The following is an 18,219-nucleotide window of genomic DNA, read 5'->3' on the forward strand; positions in this document are numbered from 1 at the left end:
CAGTTATGGGTAACGACAGCTCAACACCCTCTCGAATTCTCCTTGTAGATGATGACCCTCAGATGCGCGATTCACTGAAAATCCTGCTAGGTCAGCATTATCAGGTGATGGTAGTGGATGGAGCGGCTGCCCTAACTGCAATTCAACAGCAGGTTCCCGACCTCATTTTGGCGGATGTCCTGATGCCAAGATTGGACGTGTTGGCATTATTGCAAGTACTTCGGGCTGATCCTCAAACTCAAGAAGTGCCCGTTATCTTGCTGTCTACTCGCGGTGACGAAGAGGCGTGCATTGAAGGGCTAGAAGCAGGAGCCGATGATTATCTCATCAAACCTTTCTCTGAGCGTGAGTTGTTGGCGCGTATTAAAACAAAGCTGAGGATGACTCGGTTGCATCGCACAGCGGCGCATTGTGAGCAGGAGTTGCACATTCAGGCAGAAGCGGCAGAAGCAAACCTAAGCAGTATCCTATCTTGCATTAAAGACCAGTTTTTGTTTCTAGACCGGGAGTGGCGCTACACGTATGTCAACGATCGCGTGGTAGAAGTTGTTGGTCTGTCCAGAGAAGAACTGTTGGGCAAAAGCATCTGGGAAGTGTTTCCAGATATAATAGGCAGCCAGTTTTACACCCAAGCGCATCGGGCAGTAGCAGAGCAAACTGCAGTTCAGTTCGAGTACTACTATCCCCCTTTACAGCGCTGGTTTGAAAACCACATTTACCCTAGTGAAAATGGTGTATCTATTTTAGTTACGGATATTACGGAGCGCAAACTTGCTGAAGAAGCTTTGCGCTCAAGCGAGGAGTTCAATCGGCAAATTTTTGAAAGTATTGCGGACTGCGTGAAAGTTCTCGATACGGACGGGCGATTGCTGACGATGAACACTCCAGGACGAAGCCTGACGGAAATTGACGATCTCACTTTCTTCATCGGCTGCCAGTGGCTCGAGTGGTGGGAGGGCGAGTACAGTGAGGCTGCCCACGCTGCGATGGCAAGTGCCTTAGCAGGAGGCACAGGACGTTTTCAGGGGTCTTGCTGCACCGCAAAGGGGACACCGAAGTGGTGGGATGTGCTTGTCACACCAATCTTAGACGTGCAGGGCAAGGTCGTGCGTCTGCTTTCTGTTTCACGGGACATCACCGAGCAAAAACGGAATGAGGCGGAATTAGCGGCACTCAAGGAGCAATTGACTGCCGAACTCGCTGACATGACTCGACTGCACTCCTTGAGTACGGAGTTACTTCAAGACCGGGAACTAGAGCCACTTTTGCAAGAAATTCTGGAAGCGGCGATGCTCCAGCAGGGAGCCGCGCAAGGCGCGAACGCCCTGTTGCATGCGGATATGGGCAATCTACAAATTTACGACCCGCAGGAACAAAGTCTGAAGATTGTCGCTCAGTTCGGCTTCAAACAGGAATTTCTCGATTTTTTCCGCACCGTTACCTCAGAAGAGGCAGTCTGTGGCACATCAATAGGAGAACGTCGCCGGGTGATCGTGGAGGATATACAGACCGATCCGCGCTTTGAGGATTTACGTATTATCGCTGAGAAAGGCGGATACCGCGCTGTGCAATCAACACCGCTATTTAGTCATAGCGGTGAGATTTTGGGAGTACTGTCCACCCATTTTCGACATCCGCATCGTCCGTCGGAACGCGAGTTGCGCCTGCTCGACTTATACGCGCGGCAAGCAGCACAATTGATCGAGCGCAAACAAGCAGAGCAACGTCTGCAACTCTATGTTGATGTTGTCCGCAATACTCAAGTTGGGATTGTCGTTTGGCAACTGGAAAATCTCAACGATCCTGGCTCGTTCCGCCTGTTGGTTGCCAATCCCGCCGCATTAGAAGCCACTGGTATCAATTTTGAGCAATTAATTGGAACAACAATGGCTGAAAGTTTTCCCATGCTGCTACAAACGCCACTTGTGCAGCAGTATGCGGAGGTGATTCGTACAGGACTTGCCCTCGATTTAGGAGAAGTTCCGTACAGTGAGGACGGCATTACCGCAGGCATTTATAGCTTGAAAGCTTTTCCATTACCGAATCATTGTTTGGGATTGGCGTTTGAGAATATCACAGCGCGAAAACAGACCGAAGCACAGTTACAACAGAGTCAGCGCTTTGTTGAGCAAATCGCTGAAACCATGCCCGGAGTTTTATTTGTGTATGATTTGATTGAACAGCGAAATATTTACATTAATTGTCAGATTACGGACTTGTTGGGCTATACGCGACAGCAAATTCAAGCAATGGGTTCAGATGTTGTTCCAACGCTGACTCACCCACAGGATTTAGCAGATTTATCCGCTTACTTAGAGGAATTTCAGTCAGCACCGGAAGGAGCAGTTCGCGCAATTGAGTATCGCAATCGTCATGCCAATGGTGAATGGCGTTGGCTATATATTCAAAGCCTTGTATTTAATCGAACGGCAAATGGCATACCCCGCCAAATTTTGGGCGTTGCGATTAACATCACCGAGCGCAAACAAGCTGAACAAGCCTTGCGGGATGCACACGTGCAGTTAGAATCTGCTTTGGTGGCGGGAGCGGTTTACACGTGGAGGTGGCAAATTCCTGGCGATCGCGTCATCGTCAATGCAGGCTTCGCTCACTTGTTCGCAGTCGATCCAGTGGCTGCGGCAACAGAAGGGTTGCCGCTTGAGATGTTTTTGCGTGCCATCCACGAAGAAGACCGACCACGCATTGTAGCAGCGATTAACCGGGCGATTGAGACGGGGGAGGAGTATATTGCTGAGTTCCGCGTCCATACTGCCGGGGGCGATGAGCGCTGGGTTGTCGCACGGGGTCGTGTTGAGTATGATACTGCTGGCAAACCTCTGGCTTTGCCTGGTGCACTTGCAGACATCACTGAGCGCAAACGGGCACAGGAAGATTGCGATCGCTTCTTTCAACTTTCCCGCGATATGTTGGCAATTCTCAACACGGATGGGTACTTCCTACAGGCGAGTCCGGCTTGGACAGAAACGCTGGGATACACCTCAGAAGAGCTAACGACACAGCCTTATATCGAATTTGTTCATCCAGATGATCGAGCAAAGACGTTAGTTGAAGCGCAAAAGCTTGCCCAAGGCATACCAAGCATTGCGTTTGAAAACCGTTACCGATGCCGAGATGGCTCCTACCGCTGGATTTTGTGGAGTGTTGCCCCCTTTGTCGAGCAAAAGCTCCTTTATTGTGTAGCGCGTGATATTACCGAACGCAAATCTGCTGAGGCAGAGATGGAAAGGCTTTTGGCACGGGAACAAGCAGCACGAGAAACAGCCGAGGCAGCGAATCGCGTCAAAGATGAGTTTTTGGCAGTGCTGTCCCATGAATTGCGCACCCCCCTCAACCCGATTTTGGGTTGGTCGCAACTGCTGCAAAACCGCAAGCTGGATGAAAAGCGAACAAGTTATGCTTTGGAGACAATTGAGCGTAATGCTAAACTTCAGGTGCAACTGATTGATGACCTACTCGATGTCTCTCGAATCCTTCAAGGGAAGCTCAGTTTGAATGTCACTCCTGTTAATCTTACCACGACCATTACAGCGGCGCTGGAAACCGTGCGACTGGCAGCTCAAGCAAAGTCGATTCAAATTCAAACGGCGCTGGAGCCAAATATCGGGCAAATTTTAGGCGATTCAGGTCGCTTGCAGCAAGTCATCTGGAACCTGGTTTCTAATGCCGTTAAATTCACTCCCCAAGGCGGACGGGTGGACATCCGCTTGGAACGCTTAGATGCTCAAGCTCAAATAACAGTCAGCGACACAGGCAAAGGCATTCATCCCGATTTCCTCCCTCATGTGTTCGAGTACTTCCGTCAAGCTGATAACGCCACGACTAGACAATTTGGCGGATTGGGATTGGGTTTAGCAATCGTCCGGCAAATTGTTGAACTGCACGGCGGTACTGTCTTTGCAGAGAGCAAAGGTGTTGATCAAGGAGCAACTTTTACTGTGAGACTGCCCCTGATGCAGCATCAAAAGGAGATGCCTCAACAGATGAAAGCGTCTGAACCATCTCTAGGGTTGCAGGGCATTAAAGTGTTAGTGGTGGACGATACTGCTGATATGCGGGAGTATGTCACGTTTGTTTTGGAGCAATCAGGGGCAAAGGTAACAGCTGTAGCTTCAGCCGCAGAAGCCTTAGCAGTTTTAGCTCAGTTTCAGCCAGCAGTGTTGATCAGTGATATTGGCATGGCAGAGATGGATGGCTATATGCTGATGCGGCAAGTGAGAAGTTTACCAGCAGAACAAGGCGGGCGAATTCCAGCAATAGCCCTGACTGCCTATGCAGGGGAGATGAATCAGCAACAGGCGATCGCGGCAGGGTTTGAGAAGCACATTTCCAAGCCCGTAGAACCAGCCGCATTAGTTGCTGTGATTTTAGACTTGCTGAATTTTTAGCAAAATATAGCGCTTCTCGTTTGGATGAAGTACAGATTTATCTGTGTTCATCTGTGTCCATCTGTGGTTCTTATTTCTTAATGTATTGCACTCAACACCACCAACCGCTATATAAGGGACGCGATACCTACCTTGATTCACACCGCGCCAACCTGAAAGACTTGTTCGGCAGTTAAGGTAAGCTCTGGAAATATTGGTGAAGTTATGCGATCGCTTCCTTTAAACTGGCTAACTTGATACTCACCTTCAATCAACTGGTAGACAGAGATAGTCGGCTGCTTAGGGTTGCCAATAAACGCCCGTCCGCCTAATGCTGCATAATCCACAATCCAATATTCAGGAATACCCATTTCCTCGTAGTCAGCAAGCTTTTTGTGATAATCGTCACGCCAATTCGTGCTGACAACTTCAACCACCAAGGGAATTGATGCGGAACTGGATACAGTTGACTCTTTTTTCCACAGAGGTTCATTTATGAGATTGGGGCGATTTAATAACAGCACATCCGGTGAATAAGCTGATTTGCCCTCAAGCGGTTTAACGAATGCGGTTTTGGGAATGAAGTAAGGCAGTTTTAAGCGTCGGTATTCTGCGACTATTTCTTCAACCAAAAACCCCACAACCTCTTCATGGTCGCCTGTAGGTGGTGGCATTTCAACAATGACTCCATCATGCAGTTCATAGCGTCGTTGCGGATTTTCTGGATACCAGGCAATAAATTCATCGAAGGTTATTTGTTTGGTTAAGGCTTGAGTCATTTATCCTGATGATTGTTCCATCCACTTCAATATTCTAATACGCGCGTTGCGTTCATACATCTTAATCCTGTTCCCCAAATCTACCTTGTCCCTTTAACAATTATAGGACTTACGCACACTCTACGAATTCTTGGCGTTCTTGGCGACGCCAGTCGCCTGCGGAGGGAAAGCCGTCATTCGCGCTCTTTGCGTCTTGGCGGTTCGATAAATTAAGCATAGGGGCGATTTTTGCGTAAGTCCTGAATTAATATCTTTGAACACAACTGCGTATATACCGCTTCTCGTTTGAATAAAATACAAATTTATCTGTGTCCATCTGTGTCCATCTGTGGTTCTTATTTCTTAATGTATTTCACTCAACTAAGTACATTAAATTGTAGGGTGGGTACTGCTCTTCACCAATAACCAAGGAAGGTGGACTGCAATCAGTGCCCACCTACGTTCAATTCGCACTTATGTGAAACCCAATCCCTAATCCCTAACACCTCGACTTCGCTCGGTGTTAGCCCTCTCGCAAGTCGAAGGGCTAATCCCTAATCCCCACTCCCCTTCACGACCTACTGAAACCTGTCACAAGACAGAAGCTGCGAATGTCTTTTGCAAATTACTATAATAGACATTCATAATTTGTTCGTAGACTTATAGCACCCTATGAATCGTTCCGCCTGCCTTATCTTTAATCCAGTCGCGGGTCAGGGTGACTCAGAGCAAGACTTGGCAATGATTCGGGCAATCCTAGAGCCGGAAATCGACCTGGATATTCAACTGACAACTGAAGAAATCAGCGCTGAAGAACTAGCGCATGAAGCGGTTAGGCGGGGTGTAGATACCATTATTGCTTCAGGGGGAGATGGTACTCTCTCTGCTGTTGCGGCTGCTGTAGTAAGTACCGATATTTCCTTGGGGATTATTTCACGGGGAACGGCAAACGCTTTTGCCACAGCTTTAGGAATACCAGACACAATCGATGCAGCTTGTCAAGTCATTTTGCAAGGAGTGACTCGGACTGTGGATGCAGCCGATTGTAACGGTCATCGAATGGTACTGCTGGTAGGAATTGGCTTTGAAGCTGAAGCTGTAGAAAGAGCAGACCGGGAAGCAAAAAATCGGTTTGGTGTTCTGGCATATATTCTTGCAGGACTGCAAGAACTGCGGAATCTACACAGCTTTGATGTTGAAATTGAAACAGAAGACAAAATCATTAAAACTTCCGCAGTCGCAGTCACAGTAGCTAATGCAGCACCTCCCTCTTCAGTCTTGGCTCAGGGACCAGGGGGAATCATTGTCGATGATGGGTTACTAGATTTAACAATAGTGGCTTCACTTACCAGGGCAGGAGCGATCGCCGCAGCGTTTCATCTGTTTCAAACTGCTTCTGCTGGCAATGGCGCAGAGCGAAATGACATTGGTTATTTGCGAGCAAAACAATTCAAAATCACAACTGAACCTCCGCAAAAAATTGTTGTTGATGGAGAAATTTTAGGGACAACTCCTGTAGAGATTCGCTGCATTCCGGCGGGTTTGAAAATCTTTGTCCCTTCTAGAGAAGAAGAGGAAGCCGTAGAAAAACTGGAGGGACTGCCAAATTTGACGATTGAGGAGAAACCAAGCCCAGAAAACTCTCCTGACTAGTGTCAGATGTGTATTTAGGAGCAAGTTGCGTTGAAACTGGTATCCGATCCGGCGATCGCCGACAAAATTCGCAAGATGAACCAGCGGGTGCGCTGGCAAGACCCCATAATTGTCGAACGGGGTATTGACCAAACTCAGTTGGTTCTGGACGATGGAAGCTCTGATGAGCCAGAGTTCTCGTTTTTGGTTGTGGGTGACAGTGGTTCAGGAGGGCACCGGGGACACAATCCTCAGCGACAAGTTGCCGAACTGATGCAACCCCATTGCCAAGAATGCCGTTTCATGTTGCATACAGGCGATGTTATCTATCTGGTGGGGTCAAAGGAGTACTATCAAGAAAACTTCATCAAACCTTATCGAGAGTTTCTTCTAGGGGGAGAGCATCCCAAGCGCATTGCCTATGACAGGATGATTTTCAAACGACCAATCCTACCTGTACCAGGAAATCACGATTACTACGACCTGCCGCTTGTCTTTGGCTTGGTATCGTTTGCAACAATGCCGTTGCGTCGCCTACTCGGGTCGCAGCTAGACCTAGATGTTGGCGCTCATGGTTCATGGCAGGGTGACGCCTATGCAAAGGCGTTTCTGGATTACCTCAAGGCGTTTATGCTTCCAGGGGATCTCGCTCGTCACCTAGACGAACATTACACGGCAAAAACAGATACTGGTCGCTGTTTGCGCTACGAGCCGGGGCGTTTTACCCGCCTTCCCAATCGCTACTATACCTTCCGCTACGGCGGCATTGACTTTTTTGCACTCGATTCCAATACATTTAACGATCCGCCTCCGCTACCTGCAACAAAGGAAGGAGATGCTGAACGCAAGCAATTGGAGGTGCGCCGCGATGAACTCGAACAGCAGAAAATGCAATATATGGAGCAATCAGCAAACCTCAATCCAGATAACCCCCATGAAGCTGAGCAACTCGATGATATGCATCAACGGGTATCACAAATTGAGGAAATGATTGTTGATATAGATAAGCAATTAGCCACTGACGAAAAAACAGTCACTGATACTGACCAGCTTCAATGGCTGAAGCAAAGACTGATTGAATCTTGGCATACCGCAGATGTTCGGGGAAGAGTGATTTATTTCCACCATCCTCCCTACGTAACAGAGGCGACGAAATGGCAACAGGCGCAAACTCTAGCAGTTCGTAACCGTTTACGGGAAGTGCTGAATGCAGTCGCTAAGGTAGTAGGTTCTAAGACTGGTGGTCGTTCTTTGGTTGATTTGGTCTTAAACGGTCATGCTCATTGCTTGGAACATCTTGAGACAATGGACACCGGAGGTGCTGATTCTCACATTCACTCGATTGTCTGCGGCGGGAGTGGCTATAGTCTGCGACGACAGCGGACCGAGGGAGCAGATTTGATGGAAAATCAGAAGTTAGTGGCGCGATCGCACCTGTTTATCGGTCGCAACGGTCAGGGTTCTCAAAAGCGGCGACCTTACTCGTGTCTGCGTATTGATGTTAAAGGCGATCGCAACCCCAAGTTCATCATCCGCCCCTTGGTTGCTGAATGGTATCAACGGCAGTGGCATAATTATGAAGTTGAGCCGTTTACAATTTGAGTTTGACTTAATCACCTGTTAGACTCACTTCTGTTTGGCAAGCAAGGCTCTTCACCACGGAGGTTAACTCGTCTAAGTCAAAGGGCTTGGAGAGGTGTCTGTCAAAACCTGCTGACAATGCACGTGTGCGATCCTCCTCCAGTGCATGTGCCGTCAGAGCAATGGCAGGAATCTGTCCTCCTTGGGATGCATCCAATTTTCTCACTCTCCGGAGCAGTGAATAGCCGTCTTCATCTGGCAAACTGATGTCACTGATTAACATGTCCGGTTGAAAACAAGACAGTGCTTCTAGAGCCTCAAGAGCCGAAGCAGCTGCTATAATCTCTGCTCCGTCCCCTGAAAATAGGATTGTCAGTAGCTCTCGCGCATCAGGATCGTCATCGACAACGAGCAACCGCAGACCATCAAGCTTTTGCATATGACACATCAATAAAACTTAGTGTAGTTAGTTTTTTGCCCATCCTGTAGTATACACAAGCTTAACATTGGGGTCTGTACGGTTGCAGACACAGGAAATAATTCATAATAAGCTCATTTAGAATCAGATTCAGGCTGATTAGCCAGCAAGCGGGCGAACTCATCAGAAATCACCCGATAGCACTCGCACGCGGTTGCTTCCAAAGCCTCCCGATTCACGATGGTAATTTTACCACGGCTGTAGCGGAGCATTCCCGCTTTTTGAAGAGTACCAGCAGCCTCCGTGACACCGGGGCGTCGCGTACCCAACATCTGGGCGATAAATTCCTGAGTGAGCGCAAACTCGTCTGAGTCTACACTGTCCTGAACTAAAAGCATCCAGCGGGCGAGTCGCTTTTCTATGGTATGAAAGCGGTTACAGGCTACCGATTGTGAAACTTGGGTAAGTAGCGCTTGACAGTAGCGTAGCAGCAGTGTTTGCAGCGGTCCACCCCGATTGAACTCCGTTTTAAGTATATTTGCATTCATCCGCATTGCAGCGCCTGGAATCTGCACATACGCTTGATTGTTCGTCATGTTGCCGCCCAAAATCACAGGGATACCCACCATCCCTTCAGAACCTACCAAGCCGACTTCAATGGTCGAGCCGTCTTCCATACTGGTAACTAAAGAAACCACTGCCTGATGCGGAAAATAGACGTGGGTGATCGGTTCATTTGGCTCGTAGAGAACTTGATGGATTGAGACTTTGACAAGTTCCAAGTGGGGAACTAGGCGTTGGTATTCATTAGCAGGGAGTGCGGCGAGCAGCCGATTTTCGATTGGCACGGAGTCTATGGATTGGGGCATGAGGAATTTTCTTCACTGTAGTGATATTTATAGCGGTTCTCTATTGAAAAAAACACAGTTCTTGATTCTTGTGGGCTCGGCATCCTGCCCGTCCTATATCCGGGCGGGCAGCAATCCATACGTGTCAACTTAAGGTGAAAACCAGTATAGAACAAGCTCTTAGAGATAACCTCGTTCCCAGCCTCAGGCTGGGAATGCCTACTGGAAGGCTCTGCCTGCCTTACTTGCATTACTAGCCGCCCCCACCGCATTTCCTACTTAGACCACCGAAACGAGATTTTAGAGGGGTTTTAGCTTAAGTTGACACCAATGGCATTAATCCCACCCCACAAAATTTGTATTGTACTTAAACAAGAACCGCTATAAAAAAACATTTAACCACCCGCCTTACAACAAGTGCGGAGGTTGGAAGCAAGCGTGGGCGAAGAGACGAGATACCCCGCCAGAATGCCCAGAGGGCATTCTGGCGGGGTAGCGAATACTTACAACGCTTTTATTTGCGTAAGTCCTATAAGTTTAACATTTTGCTGGCATCGTTAGTAGCACCCCGAAATCAACAGCTCGAGGAGTTGCCAGATAACGTAATCACGGCGACGGGACAAGGTGCTTTGTTGAGGATGGCATCGGTACGGTGACCAAAGAACGCCCGACCGGATATTGTCCGAACACTGCTACCCATAACAATCAAATCGACTTGGCTAGTGCGGGCAAACTTAAGGATTTCATTCTCTGGAACTCCTGTCAGAACCGCCGTTTTTACCTCGGCACCCAATCCGTGCGCCAACTCGGCTTGCTGATACACAATTTGTCGGGCAATGTCTGTTACCGAGTGTAGTGTCTGCTCCTCAAACAGAATGTATTCCTGCTGAGTGCGGTTGACGACATTAACTAACGTGACGATCGCCCCAGTCTCAGCAGCGATGGTACTAGCGACCTCAACCGCATGTTGGCTGTACTCGGTGCCACTGGTGGGTACTAAAATATGACCGATTTTGTGATAGTTATTCGTACCGTTCTGCTCCTCGGTTTGGGATAGGTTCGACTTCACAACCATTGTGGCGCAGGGGGCTTCCTGAACGACCCGATCAACCAGCAAATTGAATAAGGCACCTCTGGAACGCTGACGTTCGGTTGCGCCCAGCACAATCAGGTCATACCCTTTGCAAGCTTCTTTTAAAATCACCTCAGCCTTGTTGGTTCCCGACTCAATCTTGGTTTGCACTGGGACTGGCGCATCAGTTGGCAGCTGAATCTTCTCTGCGACGGTAGCAACAGCAGCTTCTGCTGTGGTTTCTTTTACGGCAGTTGCCACAGTAGAAACTGATTTACGTCTGGGCTTTTTATCGCTTTCGGCAAACAGAACCGTCACCTCTAGGGAATTCTGATGCGCCAGATGACTGACTAACTGGGCAGCTAAGGTGATATTCGGTCCCCCCTGGGAGGGCATCAGGACCCGGCGGATGCGCTTGATAAAGCTGCGGTTTGCCAGTTCTTCTTGCTCTAGGCGTTGGACTTCTTCTTCACTCATTGACACTTTGGACAATGCCCAACGCAATAAAGGCGGAGCCATGAGTGAAGTGACGATCGCCACCATCACAATAATCGAGTACATCTGTGGATTCAACACACCCAGGGAAACGCCGATAGTGGCTACGATAATTTCCATCGCGCCACGGGCATTCATCCCCGAACCCATCGCGATACCTTCCCAGTGGCTCAAGCCGCCCACACGAGAACCAATGTAAGCCCCGGTGAATTTGCCGAAGCAGGCGATCGCTAGCACCACCAAGCCAATCACTAATGTTTGAGGAGCTAGCATTTTTAGTAAGTCTACCTTCAATCCCGCTGTAGCAAAGAAGATAGGAGCCAGAAACCCAGAAGTGATGAGTTCTAGAGTCAGCCCTGCTTCCCGACTAAAGCGCGGCGATTGCCCTGCCAGAATTCCTGTGACAAACGCTCCGAGTGCAGCTTCAATCCCTAAAGTGTGGGTTAAGGCGGCGGCACCAAACGCCAGTACAAGCAGAGCCGACAAACTAGCCGTTGCCCCACCAATGTAATTATCTACCCAGCGAAACGCCCAAGCCATGAGCGATCGCCCTAAGGTAAAGGCAAATCCTAAAAATACTAACGCTCCACCAACCGACCTAAATATTGTTTGGAAATCGAATTTACCACTGCTTGCCAACCCGGATACGACTGAAAGCAGAATCCAGCCAATGGTATCATCCGTCATACCTGCCGCTAGAGTCACCTGACCAATGTCGCGCCGAATCAGCTTTAAATCCATCAGTACTTTGGCAATCACCGGGACTGCCGAAATACTCATAGCGGTAGCAATAAACAGACTGAAGATTAAACGTTGATTAGGGTTCACTAAAAAATTCTCTGGCAGAAACCAGCCCAACCCCAGTCCAGTGGCGAAGGGGATGACAATTCCTCCCAACGAAATCAGCAGTGCTGTTTTGCCTTTGCTAACAATCAGGTTAAGGTCTGTCTCCAATCCAGTCACAATCAGTAGAAACAGCACCCCTAACCAGGAGACAACCGAAAGCAGGTCAGATTGTGCCTGACTGTGGGGAAAAATATGCCCCTGTAAATTTGGCAGAATCCAGCCGAATAGCGATGGACCGAGCAGCACCCCTGCAAGGAGTTCGCCAACCACAGGTGGCAGTTGGATTCGACGCATGAGTTCGCCTAAGCCTCTGGCAACCAGAAGCAGCAGAGCTAACTCCAGCAATACCAGAAGCAACTCGTGGTGACCAAGGGGCTTAATTGGACCTTTTTCGGCGACTGCACCAGCCGCAAGTAAAGGGTCGAGGAGTGCATTCATGATTTTTATTAACGTTCCTGATGATGATGCAGCCACAATAATCTTGGATGGTTAGCAAGTGTAAGTCATCTATCTACGAGCTATTTCAATTCCTAAAGCAGGATTAATAGAAACAGTTTTTATACCACTATAAGTAACTATTGCGAAAGAGGTTATCGCATCGACTTCTTAGTAGCGTATTAGAAACAAGTCTTTATGCGCGAGCAATAGGAAATATTAAAATGGCATTACAAGGCGTAATTTTAGATGTTGATGGAACACTAGTTCTCAGTAATGATGCTCATGCCCATGCTTGGGTTGAAGCGTTTAAGGACTTTGGATATGAGATAAAATTTGAGCAAGTCCGACCGCTGATTGGGATGGGAGGCGATCAAGTTGTTCCCAAGCTGGTGCCAGAACTTTCTGCAGAGGAAGGCAAGGGAAAGGAAATCTCCGATCACCGCAAAAAACTTATCATCAACAAATATGCACCGAACGTAACTCCCGCTCATGGTACGCGTCAACTGGTGGAGAGAATGCGGGATGACGGGTTGCGGCTGATTATCGCCACTTCAGCAAAAAGTGAAGAACTTTCAGTGTTGCTGAAATCTGCTCAAGTGGATGATCTGCTTGATGAAGCAACAACATCAAGTGATGCCGACACCTCGAAGCCAGCCCCAGATATTGTGGAAGCTGCACTCAGCAAGCTGAATATGCCACCTGACTCTGTTGTGATGATAGGCGATACACCTTACGACATCCAGTCTGCAAACGCGGCGGGTGTGGATGTCATTGCGTTTCGTTGCGGTGGCTTTAAGGACAGTGAACTTGCAGGGGCGATCGCCATCTACAACGATCCGGCTGACCTTTTGGCGCAATACGAGCATTCTCCTCTAGCAAACAGAAAGCGATAATTAGGATTATATTTTGTCCTAATCATCGCTACAGTGCCTTTATGAACATCAGATAAACATTGAAGTGGCAAAATTAAACAATTCCTGGTCCTCTACCGCGCTTGTCATCTTCCATTGTCAGTTGACCTTCTTGATCCTCATTCACTTCTATGAGTTCTTCAGTACGGTGTGCTTTGTCTTCTGCTGCTTCTTGTCGCGCATCACCCGGTGTTTCGTAGTACATTTCCGGTTCAACAGCGTAGTTATTTAACAAACCTTCTTTGTCAACTGTGTAGCCGTCTGTAGTACGGATACTGTCACCTGGATGAGTCTGGTCGTCAGTAATTGCGCCTGCCTCTCTCTGTTCTGTAGGCGTTGTTTTGAAAAGGTCTCCTTCTCTTTCTCGACGAGCAGCAGTTTCGGCTGGTACAATTCCTCTATCGTAATTATCATCTGCAACACGATCAGATGAATCTACTCCTTGGTTTTTCTTAAATTGTTCATTTGCATTTGTCATAATTGATGTCCTTTTAAAAAATCTCTCAAACTTCTTCAAGATTCAGATTATGCTTTTAATAATGAAGAATAAACTATCTTTAGAAGTGATTTAACTTAACAAACTCACTATTTTCTCTATCTTCAGATATATTTATAATGAATCTTTATATAAAATTGAAAAAACAAGATCCCCGACAACTTTGGCGAAGTCGGGGATCTGAATCAGGTCAATTTTGACAAATGAAATAGGATTGCTATAAGACTAGTTAATACTAGCTGAAAAATGTATGAAATTATTAAAACGGTCAAGTATAAGTTAAATTTTCTACTTGACCGCAAGTTCTCAACTAAGCATTCATGGCAAAACAGCAAGCTTTTTGATTCACTATTTAATTTGGGTAGTTATCAACAGGCGTGCAAATTTTAACCACCAGCGATGTCGTTTGTAATAGACTGAATTTGGGCGACTAATTCTTGCCGAGTTGAAGCTTTAATGAGATAACGAAAAACAAACCAGGTTGTGTAAGCAATTCCAATCAACTCAAAGGTTGGATATACCAGCGGAATATCATTGATTGCATCCAGAACTGCCACAAGTATCTTGAGTGCAATAATTGCGGCAAAAATTAAGGCAACAGTAAGAATCTGCTGATTATATGTAATGAAAAACCTAAGTATGTAGTCAGGTAAATTGGCTAAAAACTCTGAGCTTTGTGTTCCAATTTGCTGCAATTTTGTATTAGGTTTAGTAGCAGGGGCAAGGAGTGGTTGAGTTCCAACTGCTGAACCTTCAAGCGCTGCTATAGCATTGTTAGAAGTGGAATCGACGACTTCGGTTTGTTGTAGGTTGGCGTCCATAGTGTCTCTATTTTTTTTGCAATCACAACAGTTTGACTATTGTGCTTAGTTACCAGCGGCGTTAGCTTTTTGTTTGAGCAACGGTTGCTTTGTTAATGACTTGTTTAACGCCCTTGATTTCTTTTGCCAAACGGTCAATTTTAGCTATCTGATCCTTGTTTACCACAGTTCCCGATACTGTTACTGTGCCATCTTCTGCAGCAGCAATTGTTAAATGACCGTTGGGGATGTTAGCCTCCAATTTGGAGCGAACTTCGCTTTCTAAGTTGTTTGGGCTTCTGTTAGTAGCTTTACCATCATTAAAAGTATTATTTCGCTGCTCGCGAGCGCGAATGTCAGCATTGAGTTGGTTTCTGCGGGTCTCACTTTGAGCATCTTTCAGAGCAGCTTCTGTAGCTTCTGGAGATGGCGCTTGTGTCACTGGTTTTGTCGCCGTATCGGGTGCATCAGCAGTAGTTTTAGCAGGATTTTGACAAGCAGTTGCACCAAAAACTAAAACGCAACTTATTAAGAAGGGAGTTAGCTTTTTCATTTTTATCAGTCCTTTGTCAATAGTTATTAGTCATGAATTCATCGTTAGTTTTTTTTAGTAGTGAGTAGTTGATGTATTCACCATCAACTACTTACTACTAACTACTAAATAGTTTCGTCGCGACGGTCAACAATGATCACCGCTGGATCGTTTTCGTCATACCCTGACGAGTAATTCGTGGAAGTACCATGCACAACTGGTGTTTCGTTGAAAGTGGTATTCACAACTGGTATTTCGTTGGGAGTCGTATTCACAACTGCTGTTTGATGACGAACACCTCGGTCATGATCTGGGTGATGAACACCATGTGTGTCGGCGGCGTCAAAGATGTCAAACTCTTGAATTCCGTGGCGTTTGAGAATCGGTTCCGCACGGCGAACTTCATCTTCGGTACCATCAACGATCACCAAGTAATCGCCTCTGTTGATGCGATCGCTATAAACTTTTGCCCGGTTTTCTGGTATTCCCAAGCCAACAAGTCCCCCAGCCAAACCACCAGCTGCTGCACCAATCGCACCACCAGCAAGGGTTGTAGCCAAAGCGGTTGCGACTGCGCCACCTGCAAGTATCGGACCGACTCCAGGAATCGCTAATGCACCCAGCCCAACTAACAAGCCTCCTAAACCGCCTAATGCACCACCTGTCGCAGCCCCAGCTTTTGCACCTTCGTCGGCTTTATTGCCCTTAGCTGCAGCCGGATTGACATTCACTCCACTTCCAGCGATGTTGTGAGTGCCGTCTGCGTCTTTGGCAATCAACGACACTTGGCTTAATGGGAAACCTGCATCTCGCAGATCAGTCAGTGCTGCTTCTGCATCTCGGCGGTGAGGAAACACACCGATCGCTCGTCTGTTTCTTTGCACAGGTGCTGTACCAACTCCAGAATGAACACCTGAGTGATGAACACCTGAGTGATGAACACCATGTGTATCGGCGGCGTCAAAGATGTCAAACTCTTGAATTCCGTGACGTTTGAGAATCGGTTCCGCACGGCGAACTTCATCTTCAGTACCATCAACGATTACCAAGTAATCGCCTCTGTTGATGCGATCGCTATAAACTTTTGCCCGGTTTTCTGGTATTCCCAAACCAACAAGTCCCCCAGCCAAACCACCAGCCGCTGCACCAATTGCACCACCGGCAAGGGTTGTAGCCAAAGCGGTGGCTACTGCGCCACCCGCAATCACAGGACCGACTCCAGGAATGGCTAATGCGCCCAACCCAACTAACAAGCCTCCTAAACCGCCTAATGCACCACCTGTCGCAGCGCCAGCTTTTGCACCATCATCGGCTTTATTGCCCTTAGCTGCATCCGGATTGACATTCACTCCAGTACCAGCGATGTTGTGAGTACCGTCTGCGTCTTTGGCAATCAAGGATACTTGGCTTAATGGGAAACCTGCATCTCGCAGATCACTCAGCGCTGCTTCTGCATCTCGGCGGTGAGGAAAGACACCGATTGCTCGTCTGTTTCTTTGCAGAGGTGCTGCAATAACTCCAGGTTGAGTAGAACTTACTACAGTTGGGTCGTAAATCTCCCACTCTTGAATTCCATGTCTACTTAAAATTGCAGCAGCGCGGTGGATTTCATCATCTGTACCGCTGACGACAACTACATAGTCCCCGTGATTGACTCGGTCATTGTAGAAGCGAGCACGAGCATCTGGGAGTCCCAATCTGATCGGATCAAAGCGATCCGTGATGTTCACTCCTGCAAACGGTTCCCGTCGAGACAAGTCTCTATGAAATAGGGAAATTTGGCTCAAAGGAAAGCCCGCAGAACGCAAATCGTTAACAGCAGCTTCAGCATCATTCAGATGGGAAAAGTAACCAACAGCGTGTTTGTTTGCACCAAAACCCGTATTGGGAACGCCAGTACCTAAAGCAGTTGCGGGCAGGTAATCCGCTGTTCCAGTTGTAACACCAGGTCGGTTAAAAACTTCAAACTCTTCAATTCCTTGCCGTCTTAAAATCTCTTCGGCTCTGGCAATTTCCGCGTCTGTACCATCTATGATGACTAAATAGTCTCCGCGCTCTACTCGTTCGTTGTAAACTCTGGCTCTTTCTTCAGGAATTCCTAGACCAATCAATCCACCAAGTAAACTCCCAGCCGCAGCACCAATACCTGCTCCAGCAAGAGTTGTAGCCAGAGCAGTTGCAGTTGCTCCAGCTAGCATAATTGGACCAATTCCTGGAATCGCTAAAGTGCCAAGACCGACCAACAACCCTGTCAATCCGCCCAAAACACCGCCGGAAACTGCCCCGACTGTAGCACCCTCATCAGCTTTATTACCAACATTTTCCCGTACCTCAGCACCTGCAATTTCATCATTGCGGTCTGCATCCCGCTTAATGACAGATACTCTATCTACCGGAAAGCCGGAATTTCTCAACTCATACAGCGCGTTTTCTGCATCTCGACGATGAGAAAATACACCTACAGCACGCTTATTATGTACACCTATAACCATGCCTTGTTACCTCAATAGTAAAATTAGTTATTCAGTAATTTTTAGGGAAGCCATTAATCTTATATATACAAATTTTGATGACACTTGACATCAATCTACTGGGGTAACTTTGGGATCTACCGTTAGGATTAGAAAATTTAAATGTTAATTTTAGTGGGTTTTAATTTTCAAAAATCAAACTGTCATGTTATAAATTGATTTTTTAGTTTTTTTATGTTTGATTGTAATTTGAATGATCAACAATTTTTTTAGGCAATCTATAGCAATTCTAAATGATTTGTGAAAAAACAAGATCCCCGACTTCTTTAAAAAGTCGGGGATCGGCATAAGATGAATTTTTACGAATATGCGGACGATTGCTATAGAGGTTAATTCTAAATTGTCAAGAAGTAATAATACCTATTAAAAAATAGTTTTATATTTCATGATAAGGAATTGTTGTCGTTATTAAACCTTGCTACCTTGAAGTGTTAACAATATTTCAATATTTGTTTAGGAATAAAATAAAATTTATT

At 47.0% G+C, this 18,219-nt stretch carries 12 protein-coding genes; 4 read left to right on the forward strand and 8 right to left on the reverse strand.

The window, feature by feature from the left end; all coding sequences use genetic code 11:
* Window positions 1–5 precede the first annotated feature (5 nt).
* A complete protein-coding gene (locus AACT52_RS34035) occupies window positions 6–4,406 on the forward strand; it encodes a PAS domain S-box protein (protein WP_073628274.1) in 4,401 nt (1,466 codons plus the stop codon).
* A 137-nt stretch (window positions 4,407–4,543) separates the two neighbouring features.
* Here AACT52_RS34035 and AACT52_RS34040 read toward each other — a convergent pair whose 3' ends face one another.
* Window positions 4,544–5,164, reverse strand: coding sequence for a Uma2 family endonuclease (locus AACT52_RS34040; RefSeq protein WP_073628276.1), 621 nt, complete (start codon window positions 5,162–5,164; stop codon window positions 4,544–4,546).
* Window positions 5,165–5,815: 651 nt separating this feature from the next.
* Between AACT52_RS34040 and AACT52_RS34045 the strand changes: the two genes are divergently transcribed.
* Together AACT52_RS34045 and AACT52_RS34050 are read left to right on the forward strand one after the other, a co-directional pair.
* Entirely contained in the window at window positions 5,816–6,796 is a 981-nt protein-coding gene (locus AACT52_RS34045; protein WP_073628278.1) for a YegS/Rv2252/BmrU family lipid kinase, read from the forward strand.
* Between the two features lie 30 nt (window positions 6,797–6,826).
* A complete protein-coding gene (locus AACT52_RS34050) occupies window positions 6,827–8,377 on the forward strand; it encodes a metallophosphoesterase family protein (RefSeq protein ID WP_073628280.1) in 1,551 nt (516 codons plus the stop codon).
* Window positions 8,378–8,384: 7 nt separating this feature from the next.
* Here AACT52_RS34050 and AACT52_RS34055 read toward each other — a convergent pair whose 3' ends face one another.
* The 3 genes from AACT52_RS34055 to AACT52_RS34065 form a co-directional block, all read right to left on the reverse strand.
* Window positions 8,385–8,795: a response regulator gene (locus AACT52_RS34055; protein WP_233153814.1), complete on the reverse strand. Its 411-nt coding sequence runs from the start codon at window positions 8,793–8,795 to the stop codon at window positions 8,385–8,387.
* 113 nt (window positions 8,796–8,908) lie between these two features.
* Window positions 8,909–9,643, reverse strand: a complete 735-nt coding sequence (locus tag AACT52_RS34060; protein ID WP_073628283.1) for a Crp/Fnr family transcriptional regulator — start codon at window positions 9,641–9,643, stop codon at window positions 8,909–8,911.
* A gap of 553 nt (window positions 9,644–10,196) precedes the next feature.
* Window positions 10,197–12,509 (reverse strand): cation:proton antiporter domain-containing protein, encoded by a 2,313-nt coding sequence (locus tag AACT52_RS34065; protein WP_233153815.1) that lies wholly within the window; start codon window positions 12,507–12,509, stop codon window positions 10,197–10,199.
* Between the two features lie 185 nt (window positions 12,510–12,694).
* On the opposite strand from AACT52_RS34065, the gene AACT52_RS34070 reads away from it, so the two are divergent.
* The gene (locus AACT52_RS34070) at window positions 12,695–13,366 is read left to right on the forward strand and encodes an HAD family hydrolase (protein ID WP_073628285.1); all 672 of its coding nucleotides are present in this window, start codon (window positions 12,695–12,697) and stop codon (window positions 13,364–13,366) included.
* Between the two features lie 73 nt (window positions 13,367–13,439).
* On the opposite strand, the gene AACT52_RS34075 is transcribed toward AACT52_RS34070, so the two are convergent.
* From AACT52_RS34075 to AACT52_RS34090, 4 genes are all read right to left on the reverse strand, one after another.
* A complete protein-coding gene (locus tag AACT52_RS34075) occupies window positions 13,440–13,862 on the reverse strand; it encodes a hypothetical protein (RefSeq protein ID WP_073628286.1) in 423 nt (140 codons plus the stop codon).
* A gap of 404 nt (window positions 13,863–14,266) precedes the next feature.
* Complete coding sequence (locus tag AACT52_RS34080) at window positions 14,267–14,701, reverse strand: CAAD domain-containing protein (RefSeq protein ID WP_073628287.1); 435 nt, start codon at window positions 14,699–14,701, stop codon at window positions 14,267–14,269.
* Window positions 14,702–14,762: 61 nt separating this feature from the next.
* On the reverse strand, window positions 14,763–15,233 hold the full coding sequence (locus tag AACT52_RS34085) for a BON domain-containing protein (RefSeq protein ID WP_073628288.1): 471 nt from the start codon (window positions 15,231–15,233) through the stop codon (window positions 14,763–14,765).
* A gap of 104 nt (window positions 15,234–15,337) precedes the next feature.
* Window positions 15,338–17,704 (reverse strand): general stress protein, encoded by a 2,367-nt coding sequence (locus AACT52_RS34090; protein ID WP_233153816.1) that lies wholly within the window; start codon window positions 17,702–17,704, stop codon window positions 15,338–15,340.
* Window positions 17,705–18,219: the final 515 nt, after the last annotated feature.

This window comes from Scytonema sp. HK-05 (assembly GCF_963872035.1).
Taxonomy (GTDB): Bacteria; Cyanobacteriota; Cyanobacteriia; order Cyanobacteriales; family Nostocaceae; genus Kalymmatonema.